Here is a 17658-nt window from a genome sequence, read left to right as displayed (position 1 = left end):
AGTCTCTCTTCCAAGAATTATGGATATACGCATGTAAAGTAGACAGTAGAAAAAAGCACCCTCTTGATTTTTAGGGACTCACACCATGCGGGTGTGACGAAATTATCCATATACACTGGTCGTTGCTTAAATAATCTAAAAAAAAATAGAAGCAGGTAAGAGAAAAAAGAAGTGCGATTCCTGCACTTCTTTTTTCAATGGATCTGTTATTTTACTTTCTTTGTCCTTTTTTCGTTAACAGCATCTTGAGACTTTACCGCCTTTGGCGTTGTATCGGGCTTCCTGTGCTTCACAGAAAAATTCTTTTCTAGATTTCACAGAATCGTTTGGATGGTGCTTTTTCATATGCTCGACGTATGTTTCATAGCTAGGAACGCCGACAAGAAGACTGAGGAATTGCTTTCTGTATGAAAGGATTTCTCTTAATTTATTAAGCATAATTTTTCAAATCTCCTCCGTCACGAGGCACTGGTGGTGTCTCATGCAATGGTAATTTGTGGTTCTTAATAATTTTAAACCAAATCTTCATCGCAGAAATTAATACTACAATAACAACCGCCATAAAAATAGCACATAGCGTGGCATCAACATAATCATTTATAAGAACTTGTTGCATTTGTGCCGGTGATGTTGCAGGTGCTAGTACTTTTCCATTGTTATATGCCTCTTTAAAAATCTTAGCATGGGCAAGGAAACTGATTTTTGGATTTTCATGAAATAATTTTTGCCAGCCTGCAGTTAAAGTAACAATGAGCAGCCATGTTGTCGGAAGAAGTGTTACCCAAACATATGCTTTTTTTCCCATTTTATAGAGAATCGTTGTACCGAGCAGTAGGGCGATAGCAGCCAACATTTGGTTTGCAATACCGAACAGCGGCCATAGAGTATTTATTCCTCCAAGCGGGTCAATTACACCTTGATATAAAAAGTAACCCCAAAACAATACACATAAAGCCGTTGCAATAATATTTGGAATTAACGCATCCGTTCTAGCAAACGGCTTATAAGCAGTACCGATAATATCTTGAATCATAAATCGTCCCACACGTGTTCCTGCATCAATCGTAGTTAAAATGAACAGTGCCTCAAATAGGATTGCGAAATGGTACCAAAATGCCATTAGCGCCTTTCCGCCAATAACATTTGAAAATATGACAGCCATACCAATTGCAAGCGTGGGTGCACCGCCAGTTCTTGAAAGAATCGTTTGCTCCCCAACGTCGGTTGCGAGTGTTTTTAAATCATCAGGAGTTATAGTAAAGCCCCAGCTGGAAACCGTAGTGGCAGCTTGGACAACATCCGTACCAATTATGGCAGGTGGACTGTTAATGGCGAAATAAATACCAGGTGTCAATACACAGGCAGCAATCATTGCCATGACAGCAACAAAAGATTCTGTAAGCATTGCTCCGTAACCGATTGGACGGGCGTGTGACTCACGTTCAATCATTTTAGGTGTTGTACCCGAGGAAACCAAAGCATGGAACCCCGAAACAGATCCACAGGCAATTGTAATAAATAAGAATGGGAAGAGATTTCCTGCAAAGACTGGGCCAGTACCATCAATGAATTTTGTAACACCAGGCATTTCAAGATTCGGTGCAACAATAATGATTCCTATTGCTAGTCCAAAGATAGTCCCTACCTTTAAAAACGTACTCAAATAATCACGTGGTGCAAGAAGAAGCCAAACAGGTAAGACAGATGCAACAAAGCCATAAATAATCATCATGATAGCTATCGTTTCACCTTTAAAGGTAAACATCGCTGCTAACGTTGGATTTTCCGCAACTGTTTGTCCGAAGATTAGTGAAAGAAGTAATAATACAATTCCTATGAGGGAAGCTTCTCCAACACGCCCTGGACGAATATAACGCATGTAAATTCCCATAAATATCGCAATTGGAATGGTAGCTGCGATTGTAAACATTCCCCACGGACTTCCTACTAATGCTTTCACAACTACCAATGCTAAAACAGCTAATAAAATAACCATAATTCCTAAAATGCCAATCATTGAAATAAGACCTGTTACACGTCCCATTTCGTCCTTAATCATTTCACCGAGTGACTTACCATTTCGGCGCATAGAGCCAAAAAGAATAATAAAATCCTGAACAGCCCCAGCTAAAACAACTCCGACTACAATCCACAGTGTTCCAGGTAAATAGCCCATTTGCGCTGCAAGAATTGGACCCACTAATGGTCCAGCACCGGCAATGGCAGCAAAGTGATGTCCAAATAGCACCCATTTATTTGTCGGAACATAGTCTTTGCCGTCGTTATGTATTTCTGCAGGTGTTTTACGTTTGTCATCAAGCTGGAACACCTTATTCGCAATAAACCTGCTGTAAAAACGGTAGGAAATTGCATAAACACAAATAGCTGCTGTTAAAAGCCAAATTGCATTAATGCTCTCGCCGCTATTTAAGGCCATTACTGCAAAACCTGCTGCTCCAAGGGCTGCAATTAATCCCCAGATAACAATTGATTTAAGCGCTTTCAATTTTATCGCCACCTTTTTTCCATATTATACCGATATTTTATTTTATAATTTAGAAAATTAAAATAATTAATTATACCTATTATGAGCACAATGCTGACAAAATATAAAAATACAAAAGGCAGCCGAATGGCTGCCCTTCTTTCAATCTATAATTCTTGGATGTCCTATTATGTTATATTTTAAGCACTTGGCCTGATAATTTATCGTTGAGCACATCCGATAAGTAGTCATCTATAGTTAAGAACAGCAATCCGTTGCCTTCGAGTTTTGGCGAGTTTCCTAGAGTAACCGTTCTCTTTATTAATTGTGCATATAGCTCAGGCTCTGTCAGATTTCGTTCAAAGTTTTTGTTGGCAATATCTTTTATGAGCGCAAGTGCACCGGATATATGCGGTGTTGCCATCGAAGTACCAGTTAGTTTTGCATAAGATCCGTTTAAATACGTTGAAAGGATTTCCTCGCCCGGAGCTACTAAGTCGACTTCATTATTCGAATTTGAAAATTCAGAAGAATGGCGCTCTAGATTAATCGCTCCGACACTGATGACTTCATTATAGCTGCCAGGAAAGGAAAATTCATCTGAAGAATCCTGTCCATCTCCTTCATTACCAGCAGCACAAACGACCAGAATTTGATTATCAACGGCGTTTTGAATCGCGTGATGCAACTCAGGTACATCCTCAGAACCGCCGAGGCTCATGGAGATGATATCCACCTTTTGTTCAACTGCATAGTTAATTCCATTTATAATCCAGTCGTATTGTCCTGATCCATTTTTATCAAGCACCTTTAAAATCAATAAACTTGCTTCTGGTGCAACACCAATTACTCCGTTATTGTTTTGGGTGGCAGCTATCGTGCCAGCCACATGAGTTCCGTGACCATTATAGTCAGTGTATACATCAGGATTTCCATTATCATCATCCGTGAAATTCCGTCCACCGATAATCCTCTCACTTAAATCAGGATGGGTAAAATCGCAGCCTGTGTCCAATATCGCAACCGTGATTCCCTTACCCTTCGATTTCTCCCAAAGTTTTGGAGCCGAAATAAGTTCAATACCTTTTGGCACCTCAGACACCGTTTCAACCACTGCATTCACTTGATACGGAATTAAATGTAATCTTTGCTTCATTTGTTTCCCTCCTGACAGAATTAGTTTTCTGTGTATTCTAGGGAGTTGATAATAGTTTAACAATTCAGAATATAATTAACCAGTTACTATAGTCGTGTTTTTATCGAACTAACGTTCTTGTTGGATGTAATCTACTAGTTATATTTATTAAACTAATTTGTGGTTTAACTAAAGGCTGTAACATTATTATCTAGCTTGAAAGAATCTTAATAGAAATAGCATAAATGTTATCCATTCTTATAATGAAATCCCAAACCTCTATGTTAAGATAATGCAAAGTCAATTTGATCTATTGGCTAAACATGAACCATTTTTTTTAGAATGGTTACATGTATATTAGGAGGTCCTTTTATGAAACGAAAAATACTTGCAATGTTGCTTATAATAACAATGCTTATCTCTATTCCTTCTATCAGCTTTGCTGATGCAGTAGAAGGAGATGTTATCGTTTCATTAGGAGAAAACCTAACGGAACAGCAAGAAAAAGATATGTTAGCAGAGTTAGAGGTACCGGAAAACGCACAAATGATTACGGTGTCCAATAAAGAAGAGCATGATTATTTAGGGGAGTTTATTCCTAAGTCGCAAATTGGTTCCCGTGCGATTTCATCAGCGAGAATTACGATGGGTGCGAAGGATTCTGGTTTAGAGGTTCAGACAAACCATATTACATGGGTTACGGATGAAATGTATATCAATGCCTTGACTACAGCCGGTATAAAGGATGCAACCATACAGATTTCTGCTCCGTTTGAAGTATCAGGTACAGCTGCTTTGACAGGCATTATGAAAGCTTATGAGGCGACAACGAATAAAGAAATTCCGGAAGAAATCAAAAAAATGGCAAATGAAGAAATGGTGAAAACGGCACAGCTTGGTGACTCGATTGGAGCCGACAATGCTGCTGCTCTCATGGGAAAAGTCAAGGATGAAATCGTCAAGAATAAACCGAAAACAGAAGCTGACTTGCGTGCGTTAATTGAACAAGTGGCCGCAGAGCTGGGGATTACATTAACAGATGCAGAGTTAGATATGTTAGTAGACTTCTTCAACCAACTGAAGGCGATGGATATTGATTGGAATCAAGTAAAAGAACAGTTAAGTGTAACCGCAGAAAAAGTTTCGACATTATTGGAATCTGAAGAAGGGCAGGTATTTTTACAAAAGTTGCAAGATTTCTTAAATCGCTCACTCGAAGCGATTCGTGCTCTCACTGCTTAATGAACAAAGGTTAATCTTACAAAAATTCAAAATGAAAAATAAACCCCCGCTCAATTGAGAAGGGGTTGTTTTTGTTGAATAGAGGGACAAATTCCTGTCTAATGCTGCTAATGTTCGACAATTCTCCTCCTGCTTTTTTAGAAAAAATTGCTATCGTATTAACGGAGGACGGTATGGTTGAACAAGGTATGCACCATACATTACTTTAACGTTATATATTCATAGATTTAGATAAAAAAGAATTGGGTATGGGTATAAAATTGCGATAATAATTTATTTGACTCTAAAATATACTGAATATAAATAAAATTTAATCTAGATTTTACCAAAAAAAAAGGGGGGTTACCATGAATTCAAAGGTACTGTCGATTAAAACGGTTGTCGCAATTGGTATTGGTGCTGCGGTGTTTATAATTTTAAGCAGGTTTGGTTCGATTCCAACAGGCATACCAAATACAAACGTAGAAACATCATATGCTTTCCTAGCCCTAATGTCATTACTTTACGGTCCTGTCGCTGGATTGCTGATTGGATTAATTGGTCATACGATTAAAGACGCTGTTTTTTATGGAGCACCCTGGTTTAGCTGGATTATCGCTTCAGGAGTCGTAGGATTATTAATAGGATTAGCAGCATCACGGATCAAGCTTCGGGATGGGAAATTTGGTATAAAAGCTATTATTTCTTTTAATATCATTCAAGTTATTACTAACTCAATTGCATGGTTTTTAATTGCTCCTACTTTAGATATCTTCATATATGCAGAACCAGCCAATAAAGTATACATTCAAGGCCTTGTAGCGGGTGCGGCTAATATAGTAACCGTTGGTGTTTTAGGAACCTTGCTAGCAATAGCTTATGCCAAAACGCGTCCTAAAAAAGGCAGCTTGACTCGAGAATTGTAAGAAGTGAATGTCGGTGATCTCCCATCATCGGCATTTTTTATTAGTCTAACAAACAGAAGGAAGTTGAATATGAGAAAACCAGTTATTGAATTTACTAATTTTAGTTTCCACTACCGGACACAGTCCTCTCCAACACTAAGTGGTATTAATTTGACTATTTATGAAGGAGAAAAAATTCTAATTATAGGACCATCAGGGTCTGGAAAAAGTACATTAGGACATTGTATAAATGGATTGGTTCCCTTTTTTTATCCCGGTGAAATTTCAGGGAGTTTAAAGATTTTTGGAAAAGAAACAAAAAAGGAAAGTATTTTTAAGCTATCATCAATGGTTGGTACGGTGTTACAGGATCCTGATGCCCAATTCATCGGTTTAACCGCAGCAGAGGATATTGCGTTTAAACTTGAGAATCAGTTTGTTCCACAAGAAGAGCTATTTGAATCAGTGAACAGGGTTGCTGACCTGGTGGATATGAAAGAGCATTTGGAATCAACACCACAGGACCTTTCTGGAGGACAAAAGCAAAGGGTTACACTTGCAGGAAGTATGATTGATGATGTAAATATTCTTCTATTTGATGAACCCTTAGCAAATTTGGACCCTGCAACTGGGAAAATCGCGATTGAACTTATCGACCGTATTCATAAGCAAACTGGAAAGACAACGATTATTATTGAGCATCGATTAGAAGATGTGCTGCATGGTGAGGTAGATCGTATTGTAATTATAGATGAGGGTTGCATCTTAGCGGATTTGACGCCTAATGAATTATTAAGCTCAAATTTGCTAATTGATACGGGCATCCGTGAACCGCTCTATTTAACAGCTTTGAGATATGCAGGATGTACGATCACTCCAATGCTGAAGCCTAAAAGTTTAAAGACATTAAACATTGAAGTCAATAAAACGAAGCTTCATGCATGGTATGAGTCAGTGGGATATGCCGAGAAAAAACAAAAAAATGATGTACTTTTAGAGTTAAAAAATATTCATTTCGGGTATTCAAAAACAAAAGAGATTATTAAAGATGTTTCATTCAAGATTAACAAAGGAGAATTATTATCTTTAATCGGTAAAAATGGAGCCGGAAAATCTACCCTTGCCAAGTTAATATGCGGTTTTTATCTTCCTACAGCAGGGGAAATTCTATATGAAGGTGAAAATCTTATAGAACAATCCATAAAAGAGCGGGGAGATCATATTGGCTTCGTACTGCAGAACCCTAATCAAATGATTTCTCAAAATTTCATATTTGATGAAGTAGCACTAGGATTAAAATTCCGTGGAGTAGCAGATAAAGAGATAAAAGATAAAGTATTTCATGCTTTAAAAATCTGCGGGCTTTATGAATTAAGAAATTGGCCCATCTCCGCCTTAAGTTTCGGGCAGAAAAAGAGAGTGACAATTGCATCCGTATTAGTGCTAGGACCGAAATTAATTTTATTGGACGAGCCAACAGCTGGTCAGGACTATAAACACTATAACGAAATTATGGAGTTTCTGTGGAACTTAAATCAACAAGGAATCACCATTATCATGATTACCCACGATATGCATTTGATGCTCGAATATACAAACAGAGCCATTGTAATATCAGAGGGACAAAAGATAAGAGAAGACGAACCTGCCAACATCCTTGCAGATGAAGACGTTATCCGTCTGGCTAATTTAAAAGAAACATCCCTCTATCAATTAGCTAATAAAGCAGATTTTTTTGACCAACGAGACTTTGTCAAACGCTTCATTCATTTTGATCGGAGGACCCGACAGCTATGAATCATAAAATTCTTTCTTACATTCATCAAGAATCCCCGATTCATCGTCTTACTGGAGCTGCTAAACTGATAGGTTTTATTCTTTGGTCATTAATAGCGATGATAACCTATGATACTAGGATACTTGTTGTTATGTTTATTTTAGGGATTATGATCTTTCTTTCATCGAAGGTCGAATTTCGTTATATTTCTTTTGTATTCTATATATTCTTATTATTTTTGTTTATAAACAATATTGCTATTTTTCTTTTTGAACCGATGCAGGGTGTTGAAATGTACCATACGAAGCATGAGATTCTTCACATTATTGGACATTATACTCTAACCGCTGAGCAGCTATTCTACCAATTTAATTTAACGCTTAAATATTTGACCATTATTCCACTTGCCTTGTTGTTTATGGTTACGACACATCCTAGTGAATTTGCAGCTTCTCTTAATAAAATTGGAGTAAGCTATCGAATTGCATATGCAGTAGCTCTTGCGCTGCGATATATACCAGATATTCAGCGGGATTATCAAAACATCTCGCTAGCTCAACAGGCGCGAGGGATTGATTTATCAAAAAAACAAAAATTGACCAAAAAATTACGCTATGCCTCATCCATTTTAATGCCGTTAATTTTTTTAAGCCTCAATCGGATTGAAACAATAAGTGCTGCGATAGAGCTTCGAGGCTTTGGCAGTCAAAAGAGAAGATCATGGTACCATGAGAGACCCTTTACAAAAGAAGATTATTTAGCCATTATGCTTATTATCCTTTTGTTTGTCTTTTCAATGATCATTACCTTTTTGGATGGAAATCGTTTTTATAATCCATTTAGGTAAGTTAGAACTACATCTCGCATTTTGCCAAACAAGACCAACATTCGTTGAGACAGTAGCATTGATTGAAATGCATAGCTGGGTATGAATAATTTTAGTGGATTTAAGTGAAAATTGAAGTGCGTTTATGTTCCTCAGACAAAAAAAGTATGGGGGATTTTTTTGTTATGGAAACTGATAGTAATTGGTAGATTATACCTATTCTGGTATATGAAATAGGTTTATTTTTCCATATATTTATAATATTAAAATAATTACAATTATTCATGCTATTTAAATTCTACTAACCTATAATAAACTCAGTGGAAAATAATAGGAGGTATTGAATGATGAAGAAAAAGTTTATTATACCTATGGCTCTGTCGGCAGCGATGTTGGCAGGATCTATTCCAGTTAGTAGTGTATTTGCACAGCCGGCAGATTCGAAGGCAGGCAGTGGTGTACAAGCTTCAAAGGCTTGGAATGAGAAGGCAAGTGTTCCATTATTTGTGAAGGAGCGTTTTGCAGAGAAATACGCTTCAAGTACCTCCTCCGAAGCATTGAATTATTTGAAGAAAAACGAAGGCAAAACGGGCATTAATAATCCGGATAAGAATCTAAAGGTGAAGAGTGTCCAAAAAGATAAACTCGGTATGACTCACGTCCGCTTTAATCAGGCAGTAAATGGAGTAAATGTTGAAGGTGCCGAGGTTGTTGTTCATTTTAATGAGAATAATGAAGTGGTGTCCGTCAACGGAAGAGTAAATCAGACGATTGCCGATGATACCGTGGACACGACTGCGTCCTTAAGCAGTGATTCTGCTTTAAAGACCGCTTTATCCTCTGTTAATGCCCCCGAAGAACTGACTTATGAACAACTACTGATCTCGTTGTCCTTCCATTTGGAGGGGAAAATTATACCGCCTATAAAGTGAATGTAAACTTTATGGGGGATGAACCTGGGAACTGGTTTGTTTTTGTAGACGCAAAGACAGGAGAAGTCATCGACAAGTATAATGGCTTAATGCATGCCGATGAAGCAAAAACACAAAAAGGTGCTGGCAAAGGTGTGCATGGTGAGCATAGGGAATTACATATTACGCAAGTAAAGGAACCGAATGCTGGAACGAAGTTTGCGTTGGCAGATTACTCTCATGAAAACCTAGGAGGAATCGTAACGTATGATGCAAAAAATGATAACACTTCCAGTAATGATACTCTCTACGTAGGGAATTCTGCAGCATTTATCGGCGACTATGATCGAGCACTGGTCGACGCACACTATAATTCTGAAAAGGTGTATGAGTATTACTTAAATGAGCATGGCCGTAATTCTCTTGATGGTGAAGGGATGGCGATTATTTCTAAAGTTCACTATGGTACGAATTATAACAATGCTTCCTGGAATGGACGATGGATGACCTATGGTGATGGTGACGGTGTGTTCATGACGTCTTTATCGCTGGTCTTGATGTTGCTGCCCACGAAATGACCCATGGTGTCATCACTCATTCAGCTAATTTAGTGTACCGTAATCAATCAGGAGCATTAAATGAATCTTTTGCAGACATCTTTGGTGCGCTTGTTGACGATAGTGATTGGGAAATGGGCGAGGATATTATGGCACCTGCTGCTAAAGCTGATGGTGTAACCGTATTGAGAAGCTTAAGTAATCCAAATAGTGTTGTAGTTAGCAACGCGGAAAGAAGATCATATAGCACAAACGGCGGAGTCTATCCAGATCACATGAACGAGTTTTATAATATGCCAACATCTGTTGATGGCGGCGGAGTTCATGTTAACTCGTCGATTACAAACCATGCTGCATACTTGATTGGTCAAGAAGTCGGCAGGGAAAAGTTAGGGCAAATCTACTACCGTGCTCTAACGGTTTATTTAACTTCTAATTCCGATTTCAGCGATGCCCGTCAGGCGGTTGTTCAGTCTGCTATTGACCTTTACGGTGAAGGCAGCGAGGAAGTGATTGCAGCGAATGCTGGATTTGATGCGGTGGGAATTTACTAAGTATCATGATTGCCTGTAAGATGAATAATGAATTTCGTTTTTCATTCCCTCAGACTAAGAGTTTGAGGGATTTTTATTATGGTTCAACAGAAGTAAGTAAAAAATAGTTTATAATGGAGTTTATACTTTCCAGCAGGAGGGCTATTTTGGAAAACCAAGGAGTTATATCACTAGGTGAAGCTTTTGTAGATTATATTTCAACTGATCGTAACAATACAAAATTCTGGCAGCTGTTAGGTGGCGCAACTGTTAACTTGGCCGTTGGAACCAGCAGACTGGGGCTTCCAACTTATTATTTGTGTAAATTCGGGACAGATTCAAACGGTCAATTTGTGGAACAAGAACTAAAAAAGGAAGGCGTCAATCTTGAATTTTCTGTTCGTACAGAGACGAAAAGAATGTGTGGGGTTTATGTACATCTGACAGAAAGCGGAGAGCGAAACTTTCATTCTTATGTCAACCAGACTCCGGATGAAGTATTAGCAGAAGAAGAGTTAGAAAGAGAACTTTTTGAAAAGACAAGGATATTTTATTTTGGCTCCGGCACCCTCTTTCAAAAAAAATTAAAAAAGACAACCGAGGCTGCACTAAGATATGCTAAAGAAACTTCCAATCTAATTGCCTTTGATGCAAACCTTCGTTTAAAACGATGGGAAAGTGAGCACCATTGCCGTGAGACAGTGGTTTCGTTCCTTAAACAGGCTACTATCGTCAAGTTGGCTGAAGATGAGTTGAATTTTTTGACGGAAACAAATTCACTTGAGGATGGACTGGAAAAAATATTAAAATGGAACATTCCTTACTTATTTATCACGATGGGCGGCAAAGGAGCCTATGGAGTGATGGAAGGAGACAAAGTTTTTAGCCCGGCACCGAAGGTAGACACGATTGATACAACCGGTGCAGGAGATGCCTTTATGGCCGGACTTTTGTATTGCTTCCACGAGAAGGGGATGCCAAGAGGGACCACGAGATTAACCGAGTATCTTCAATTTGCCAATCGTGTTGGTGCACAAGCAACAACTGGACTTGGATCGTTAACTTCTAGAATTGATTTAACCGAGTTGAAAAAACATTTTTAACTTATAGTACTAAAACTGTATTTACATATTGGATTGAGGAGTCAAATTTGTCTATTTATAATTATTTTAAATATTTAAATTATTCTATTCTGGTTATAATAAGAGAGAACAAACTAGAGCGAATACAAAAAAATAAATGAAATGGCGGGAGGAAATGATGGCTAGATTAGTTCATTTTGAAATTCATGTGAGTGACATGGAACAGGCAAAGAAGTTTTATGGAGAGGTATTCGGATGGAAATTCGAAGATTATAGTGAATATGCAGGAATGCCCTATTTTGGTGCGGTGACTGGAGATGAAAAAGAGCCAGGAATCAATGGTGCGTTAATGCAGCGACAAAGCGCTCCGCCTGAAGCAGGCCAAGCACTAAATGGGTTTGCTTGTACAATGGGAGTAGAAGATTACGATGTAACCGAAGCAAAAATTCTTGAAAACGGCGGCAAAGTCGCACTCCCTAAATATGCCCTGCCTGGAATGGCGTGGCAAGGATACTACATTGATACCGAAGGAAACATTTTCGGAATTCATCAACCCGATGCCAATGCAAAATAGTGATTTTTGAAGGAGAAAGGCGGATTTATTTGCCTTTCTTTTTTGTTATTCGCTCTTCAGACACCTTACGACAAAAATACCCACCTTCCTTCCTTTAATGGGGAGGAACTGACTTTTTTCATAGATTATTCAACAATAAATTACAATTTAATTACAATTCCGACTATATCATTGTTTTTTAGCCCTCTTGCAATATAAACTAGTAATATATTAAAAATTTATTAGGCTACGTTTCAAGAGGAGATTTTGTGATGATAAAAAAATTCTTAAAATATGCAGCAGCAGCTATGGTCCTTGCTACTACTATACAAGTAACACCTACTTTTGCAAATCCAGTCACAAACGGACAAATCGACGCTACTAAGGAACAAATTAATGACTTTGAAACAAAGATTCAACAATTGGACAACCGAATTAGCTTAGCGATCGAGAAGAGTCGAGAGCTAAATGAAGAAATTGTCATTCAACAAGATAAAATTGAAGAAACTGAGGCAGAAATTGTTAAAGCTGAAACCGCTTTAGAGAATCATAAAAAGGTTTATTCAGAACGACTAAAAAGCATTCAATTAAATGGTGATCAGTCTGTCGTTAGGTACGCAGAACTTTTGCTTTCATCTGGCAGCGTTTCTGAGTTTTTTAATCGTTTTACTGCAATTTCACAGTTTATTGAAAGTGATACAGAATTATTAAACGGATTAAATGAAAAAGAACAAGCCTTAATAGAAGCGAAGGAACAATTACATACTCAGATTGACCATTTAAAACAGAACCAAGTGCAATTAGCTGCTGAACAAGAACAGATTGAAAAAGATAAGCAACAAATTGAAACAGATTTAGCTGCTGCAGAGGGCACTTTGCAGGCTCAACTGGCTCAACAAGAGGCTGAACAGCAGGCTGCTGAACAAGCCCGACAACAATTGGAGCAGCAGCAATCTTTAGTAACCACCACCACAACAAATACACCGGCACCAGCACTATCACCAGCGTCAGCAACACCTACTGCTGTTGCTGCAAATGTAGCAAGCTCTGCAACGGCAAATGCGGTTATTGCCAATGCTAAACAATATTTGGGTGTTCCTTATGTATGGGGTGGATCCACGCCAAGCGGATTTGATTGTTCAGGATTTGTTTCATATGTATATCGTTCCGTTGGCATTAGTCTTCCAAGAACGTCTAGCGCTCAGCAAAATGTCGGAACAAGAGTTTCATTGAATCAACTGCAGCCAGGAGATTTAGTGTTCAAGGGAATGCCAGCCTATCATGTAGGCATTTATATCGGGGGAGGACAATATATTCATGCCCCGCAAACGGGTGATGTAGTGAAAATTGCTCCATTTAATCCGTCTAAATTTTCTACTGCTTCTAGGATCCTAAAGTAGGCTCTATTATATTAATAGGTTAACCATTCTAAAAAAGACAACTACCCTGAAAATTAAAGGGTTCCGTTTTCGGGTGCATTCTTATTAAAAGATACAAGAAAAGACGTATGAATTGCCATACGTCTTTTTCTTTATTTATCAAGCTTCCTAACATATCTCATTATCTATGACATAGAAAGAGTGCCAATTTTATTAATCTATCAATAAAAAAGCAGCTGATTCCCGCAACTAGGTTCAATAGGGTCCGCACTTATCGGTTGGTGGGATTGGGTAAAGCACCTGAGCTGATAAATAGGAGGAAAATTTCCGCTTAATTTGTAATTAGTATTAAAACAAGCTTAAATAGACGGAGAGATTCCGCCTATTGACTTTAAAAATTCGAAAATGGGAGATTTTTCGTTGATTAAGCGGAAAACCTCCGCCTATTTACCCCTAAATGAGCTTCGTTCTGCATTTAACCGGAAATTCTCCGCTTATTTTACCTTTGCTTGGTACTCGATTAAAGACCAAGACACGTATTTTGAGAAAACCACTTCAAAACCGACCCTTTAAGCCACCCAATTCCTCAATTCATAATGATACTTTATAAAATTAACTCATATACATAGTGGTAAAAGCCAATAGGAGAAAAATCTTTGGATAAACAAAATAGCAAATTTAGATGGATCGTATTTGCTTCTGTATTGTTTACTTACTTTTTAATGGCAAGCCAACGAACAGCTCCAGGATTAATAACTGACGAAGTAATGAGGGACTTTAATGTAACGGCATCAACGATTGGGTTACTGACTAGTATGCAATTTTTTGTATATACTAGTTTACAAGTACCTATGGGGATATTGGCGGACCGTTATGGCCCTAATTTTTTTCTTATAATTGGGGCAATTCTTACGGGTCTGGGGACTATTATCTATAGTCTTGGTACGCATGAATCTGTCCTATTTCTTGCCAGAACCATCACGGGTATAGGGGATGCGACCATCTGGGTCAATATGGTGTTAATTTTGGGCCAATGGTTTAAGGTAAAGGAGTTCGTACGCTTGATAGGGATTGCAGGAATGACAGGAAGTCTTGGCTTTCTGTTGGCAACGGTCCCTTTCTCCCTGTTAATTGACTTACTTGGATGGAGAGCGGCATTTTTATTAGCTGGGATATTGTTATGTTTATGTGGAATAATTCTTTATTTTGTTCTGATAAAAAAACCAAAACAAATCTTTATTAACGAATATGTTTCTATCAAAAGAGAGGTCCAACGCGAAAGGACGTTAGTTTTAATAAGAAGGATATTTTCGAATCGGCAGGCATGGGCTTTATTCCTGTGTCACTTTGGTATTGTGGGAGCATATGTAGGTTTTATCGGTTCATGGGCAGTTCCTTATGGGATGAATATGTATGGAATGACACGTTCAGATGCAAGTCAGCTCATCATGATTGGGCTTATCGGAGCACTCTTAGGAGCTCCGTTATCTAGTTGGATCTCAAGCGTTTTGAACACTATTAAACGTCCATATGTTGTTATTCATCTTATTATTTTATTGTGCTGGGCGACTTTTCTTTTATTTAAAGGGAATCCTCCGCTTTCCATACTAATCATCCTTTTCTTTATTATTGGCTTTGGATATGGAGCAAGTGCCTTAACCTTTGCGGTTGTCCGTCAATCCTTTCCTTTAAAAGAGTCGGGTATTGTATCGGGATTTGCAAACACGGGTGGATTTCTGAGTGCCGTCCTGCTGCCGAGTATTTTTGGGGTCGTGTTGGATCAATTTCAGACTGCCTCAAGCAGTGCGGGTAACGGATATTTCTACGGGTTCATCACTCCGGTTATCTTCTCTTTACTCGGTTTGATTGGAGTAAGTTGGATTAAGGAAAAGCGTAAGGAAACAGACCAATCAAGTGAAAGGTAACATAAATACGTGGTTTACAAATTAATGTAAAAATGAGATAATTAAGGAAATTTTGAAGGGGGAAAGTAAGTTTATGGAACCAACTAATTGCTAATATTAATTTATTTTAAAATTAATATCGATTTTGTAACGAGTGTGAAATTGCCTATAAATAATAGGTTTATTTGTTATGCTCTTATGGAATTACGGCAAATTAGAAGGTAACTTACTTTACTGAATCAAGATTAAATTTATTTGAAGTACCGCATTTTTTAATGCAAGGTGGTCAGGCATAGTTATGCACTTTTTTAGTATGCGTACTTTTGCTTATACTGCTTAAATAAATTTAATCCACTGATTATACAGGCTGTAAGAAGAACTCTCTTCTTATGGTCTTTTTTATTTTAAAAATAAATAGGTAATGCAGTTTCTTCTTTGCCTTGTCCATAAAAAGTGTAACTGGAATATGGATGAAAGAAGGAGATTATATGTTAGAAATGAAATTGCATGGCGTTAAAAAATTTATGGAAGCTACTCTTGTGGTTAATAATATATCGTTTGAAGCATATGAAGGAGATAAGGTTGGGATTGTTGGTGATAATGGAAGCGGTAAGAGTACGATTCTTAAACTAATCGCGGGAATCGAGAAGATGCATTATTATCCAGGCTACCCGCAAACTTCAAGCCCTGGGTATGATGAAGGATTAATTAACCTGCCAAGAGGAGCGTCTAAGGCATACCTTGAACAATCCCCTGTGTATCCGGAAGGGTTAAGAGTCATTGATGTTCTAAACTTGGCCTTTGAGGAGATAGTCTGTATCGAGAACCAAATGCGGGAATTAGAGAATCAAATGAAAAAGCTGGAGGATAATGCCCTGGAAAAAGCCTTAAAAAAATATAGTGATCTGGTTGAGCTTTTTGAAGTGAAAGGCGGATACGAGCGTGAAGAGAAATTAAGTAAGGTTTGTACCGGACTTAATTTCACCGACAGCTTTTTAAATAGGGATTTTGATTTACTGAGCGGCGGGGAAAAAACGACTGTAGTGCTTGGTAAGCTTTTGATTCATAATCCGGATATATTACTGCTCGATGAGCCGACCAATCATTTAGATATGGAGTCGATTGAATGGCTAGAGGGCTACCTTAAAAGCTACAAAGGAATTGTCATTATCGTATCCCATGACCGATACTTTTTGGATCATGTAGTCAATAAAATTGTGGAAATAGAGGATATGGAATCAATATCGTACAAGGGCAATTACTCATCTTTTGTTAGTCAAAAAGAAGAAAATATGCGGATTCAATATGAGCATTTTCGAGAACAGCAGAAAAAAGTAAATAATATGGAAAATCAAGTTAAAAGTCTGAGAGACTGGGCAATGCGGGCTGATAATAATAAATTCTTCAGAAGAGCGGCAAGTATTCAAAAAAAGCTCGATAAGATGGAACGAATTGATAAACCCGTTTTTGAACGGAAGAATATGAGATTGGATCTGAAAGTGGCCGAACGCTCGGGAAATGAAACGATCAAGGCGATTGAACTGTCCAAGAGTTATCAAGATAAAGGAATCTTTAAGGATGCAAATTTAATGATTCATTATGGTGAAAGGGTCGGACTGATCGGGCCAAATGGAAGTGGTAAAACCACCTTCCTAAGAATGCTTTTAGGAGAAGAGCAGCCTGATCAAGGTGTTGTTGAATTAGGTGCGAATGTGATGGCAGCCTATTTACTTCAAAAAATCACCTTTAAAAATGAAGAGCACACAGTGCTGGAGGCATTCAGAGAGGATATATCCATTCTCGAAGGAAAAGCAAGGGAATACTTGTCAAAATTTATGTTCTTTAAAAAGAGTCCCTTTAAAAAAGTTATGCACTTGTCAGGAGGCGAGAGGATAAGGCTAAAGCTTGCCATGCTTCTCTATCAAGACATAAATTTATTAATCCTTGATGAACCGACGAATCATCTTGATATTGACTCTATCGAAACCCTTGAGGAAGCACTTGAAGACTTTAAGGGTACGATATTCTTTATTTCTCATGACCGTTATTTTATTAATAAAATCGCTGAAAGAGTTATTGCTTTGGAGGGTAATGGCTTTAAATGCTATCAGGGAAATTACGATTATTATAAAAGTCAGCAGCCTAAGGAAGTACCAATCGTAAGTCGTGAAAAAGATAAGAAACAAAGAAATAAACCCGAAAGTTTAAACCAAGAAGAATTAATGTCTAATGCGCTGACAAGGATTGAAAGCCTTGAAAAAGAAATAAAAGCGATAGACTTGGCCTTGTCCAACGACCAAATCGAATATGAGGAGCTTACTATGCTTTATTCTAAAAAAATTGAATTAAGTAAAGAATTGGATTCAGTGATGGAATTGTGGTTAAGTTAA

General features: G+C 37.9%; 16 protein-coding genes. 13 read left to right on the top strand and 3 right to left on the bottom strand.

The window, feature by feature from the left end:
* Positions 1-234: 234 nt before the first annotated feature.
* From F4694_RS25040 to F4694_RS25030, 3 genes are all read right to left on the bottom strand, one after another.
* A complete protein-coding gene (locus F4694_RS25040) occupies positions 235-438 on the bottom strand; it encodes a YbdD/YjiX family protein (RefSeq protein WP_179602638.1) in 204 nt (67 codons plus the stop codon).
* A complete protein-coding gene (locus F4694_RS25035; protein WP_179602637.1) occupies positions 431-2506 on the bottom strand; it encodes a carbon starvation CstA family protein in 2076 nt (691 codons plus the stop codon). The genes F4694_RS25040 and F4694_RS25035 overlap by 8 nt, the downstream gene beginning before the upstream one ends.
* Before the next feature lie 172 nt (positions 2507-2678).
* A complete protein-coding gene (locus tag F4694_RS25030) occupies positions 2679-3641 on the bottom strand; it encodes a S8 family peptidase (RefSeq protein ID WP_179602636.1) in 963 nt (320 codons plus the stop codon).
* Positions 3642-3992: 351 nt separating this feature from the next.
* On the opposite strand from F4694_RS25030, the gene F4694_RS25025 reads away from it, so the two are divergent.
* From F4694_RS25025 to abc-f, 13 genes are all read left to right on the top strand, one after another.
* Entirely contained in the window at positions 3993-4862 is an 870-nt protein-coding gene (locus tag F4694_RS25025; RefSeq protein WP_179602635.1) for a DUF1002 domain-containing protein, read from the top strand.
* Positions 4863-5209: 347 nt separating this feature from the next.
* Positions 5210-5767, top strand: a complete 558-nt coding sequence (locus F4694_RS25020) for an ECF-type riboflavin transporter substrate-binding protein (RefSeq protein WP_179602634.1) — start codon at positions 5210-5212, stop codon at positions 5765-5767.
* A gap of 69 nt (positions 5768-5836) precedes the next feature.
* Entirely contained in the window at positions 5837-7543 is a 1707-nt protein-coding gene (locus tag F4694_RS25015) for an ABC transporter ATP-binding protein (RefSeq protein WP_179602633.1), read from the top strand.
* Positions 7540-8370 carry an energy-coupling factor transporter transmembrane component T family protein gene (locus F4694_RS25010; RefSeq protein WP_179602632.1) on the top strand — a complete coding sequence of 277 codons (831 nt, stop codon included), beginning with the start codon at positions 7540-7542 and terminating at the stop codon, positions 8368-8370. Before F4694_RS25015 ends, F4694_RS25010 begins: the two co-directional genes overlap by 4 nt.
* A 323-nt stretch (positions 8371-8693) precedes the next feature.
* Positions 8694-9281, top strand: coding sequence for a hypothetical protein (locus tag F4694_RS32775; protein WP_306458527.1), 588 nt, complete (start codon positions 8694-8696; stop codon positions 9279-9281).
* Positions 9278-9838 (top strand): PepSY domain-containing protein, encoded by a 561-nt coding sequence (locus F4694_RS32770; RefSeq protein WP_308806669.1) that lies wholly within the window; start codon positions 9278-9280, stop codon positions 9836-9838. Before F4694_RS32775 ends, F4694_RS32770 begins: the two co-directional genes overlap by 4 nt.
* Complete coding sequence (locus F4694_RS32765) at positions 9835-10371, top strand: M4 family metallopeptidase (protein WP_306458526.1); 537 nt, start codon at positions 9835-9837, stop codon at positions 10369-10371. Before F4694_RS32770 ends, F4694_RS32765 begins: the two co-directional genes overlap by 4 nt.
* 146 nt (positions 10372-10517) lie before the next feature.
* The gene (locus F4694_RS25000) at positions 10518-11453 is read left to right on the top strand and encodes a carbohydrate kinase family protein (protein ID WP_257029385.1); all 936 of its coding nucleotides are present in this window, start codon (positions 10518-10520) and stop codon (positions 11451-11453) included.
* A gap of 157 nt (positions 11454-11610) precedes the next feature.
* The gene (locus F4694_RS24995) at positions 11611-12006 is read left to right on the top strand and encodes a VOC family protein (protein ID WP_179602630.1); all 396 of its coding nucleotides are present in this window, start codon (positions 11611-11613) and stop codon (positions 12004-12006) included.
* A gap of 251 nt (positions 12007-12257) precedes the next feature.
* Positions 12258-13385 carry a C40 family peptidase gene (locus F4694_RS24990; RefSeq protein ID WP_218895831.1) on the top strand — a complete coding sequence of 376 codons (1128 nt, stop codon included), beginning with the start codon at positions 12258-12260 and terminating at the stop codon, positions 13383-13385.
* A gap of 399 nt (positions 13386-13784) precedes the next feature.
* Entirely contained in the window at positions 13785-13937 is a 153-nt protein-coding gene (locus F4694_RS24985; RefSeq protein WP_179602629.1) for a hypothetical protein, read from the top strand.
* Between the two features lie 83 nt (positions 13938-14020).
* Complete coding sequence (locus F4694_RS24980; RefSeq protein WP_179602628.1) at positions 14021-15289, top strand: MFS transporter; 1269 nt, start codon at positions 14021-14023, stop codon at positions 15287-15289.
* Between the two features lie 467 nt (positions 15290-15756).
* Positions 15757-17658 (top strand): ribosomal protection-like ABC-F family protein, encoded by a 1902-nt coding sequence (gene abc-f, locus F4694_RS24975; protein WP_179602627.1) that lies wholly within the window; start codon positions 15757-15759, stop codon positions 17656-17658.

The sequence above is a fragment of the Neobacillus driksii genome (genome assembly GCF_013409995.1).
GTDB lineage: Bacteria > Bacillota > Bacilli > Bacillales > Cytobacillaceae > Neobacillus > Neobacillus driksii.
The sequence above is the reverse complement of the archived record's forward strand: the minus strand, read 5'-3'. Positions and strand labels throughout refer to the sequence as shown.

Coding starts and splice junctions, on each gene's coding strand:
- F4694_RS25040 (WP_179602638.1), bottom strand. CDS start 438: ATGCTTAATAAATTAAGAGAAATCCTTTCATACAGAAAGCAATTCCTC.
- F4694_RS25030 (WP_179602636.1), bottom strand. CDS start 3,641: ATGAAGCAAAGATTACATTTAATTCCGTATCAAGTGAATGCAGTGGTT.
- F4694_RS25025 (WP_179602635.1), top strand. CDS start 3,993: ATGAAACGAAAAATACTTGCAATGTTGCTTATAATAACAATGCTTATC.
- F4694_RS25020 (WP_179602634.1), top strand. CDS start 5,210: ATGAATTCAAAGGTACTGTCGATTAAAACGGTTGTCGCAATTGGTATT.
- F4694_RS25015 (WP_179602633.1), top strand. CDS start 5,837: ATGAGAAAACCAGTTATTGAATTTACTAATTTTAGTTTCCACTACCGG.
- F4694_RS25010 (WP_179602632.1), top strand. CDS start 7,540: ATGAATCATAAAATTCTTTCTTACATTCATCAAGAATCCCCGATTCAT.
- F4694_RS32775 (WP_306458527.1), top strand. CDS start 8,694: ATGATGAAGAAAAAGTTTATTATACCTATGGCTCTGTCGGCAGCGATG.
- F4694_RS32765 (WP_306458526.1), top strand. CDS start 9,835: ATGACCCATGGTGTCATCACTCATTCAGCTAATTTAGTGTACCGTAAT.
- F4694_RS24995 (WP_179602630.1), top strand. CDS start 11,611: ATGGCTAGATTAGTTCATTTTGAAATTCATGTGAGTGACATGGAACAG.
- F4694_RS24990 (WP_218895831.1), top strand. CDS start 12,258: ATGATAAAAAAATTCTTAAAATATGCAGCAGCAGCTATGGTCCTTGCT.
- abc-f (WP_179602627.1), top strand. CDS start 15,757: ATGTTAGAAATGAAATTGCATGGCGTTAAAAAATTTATGGAAGCTACT.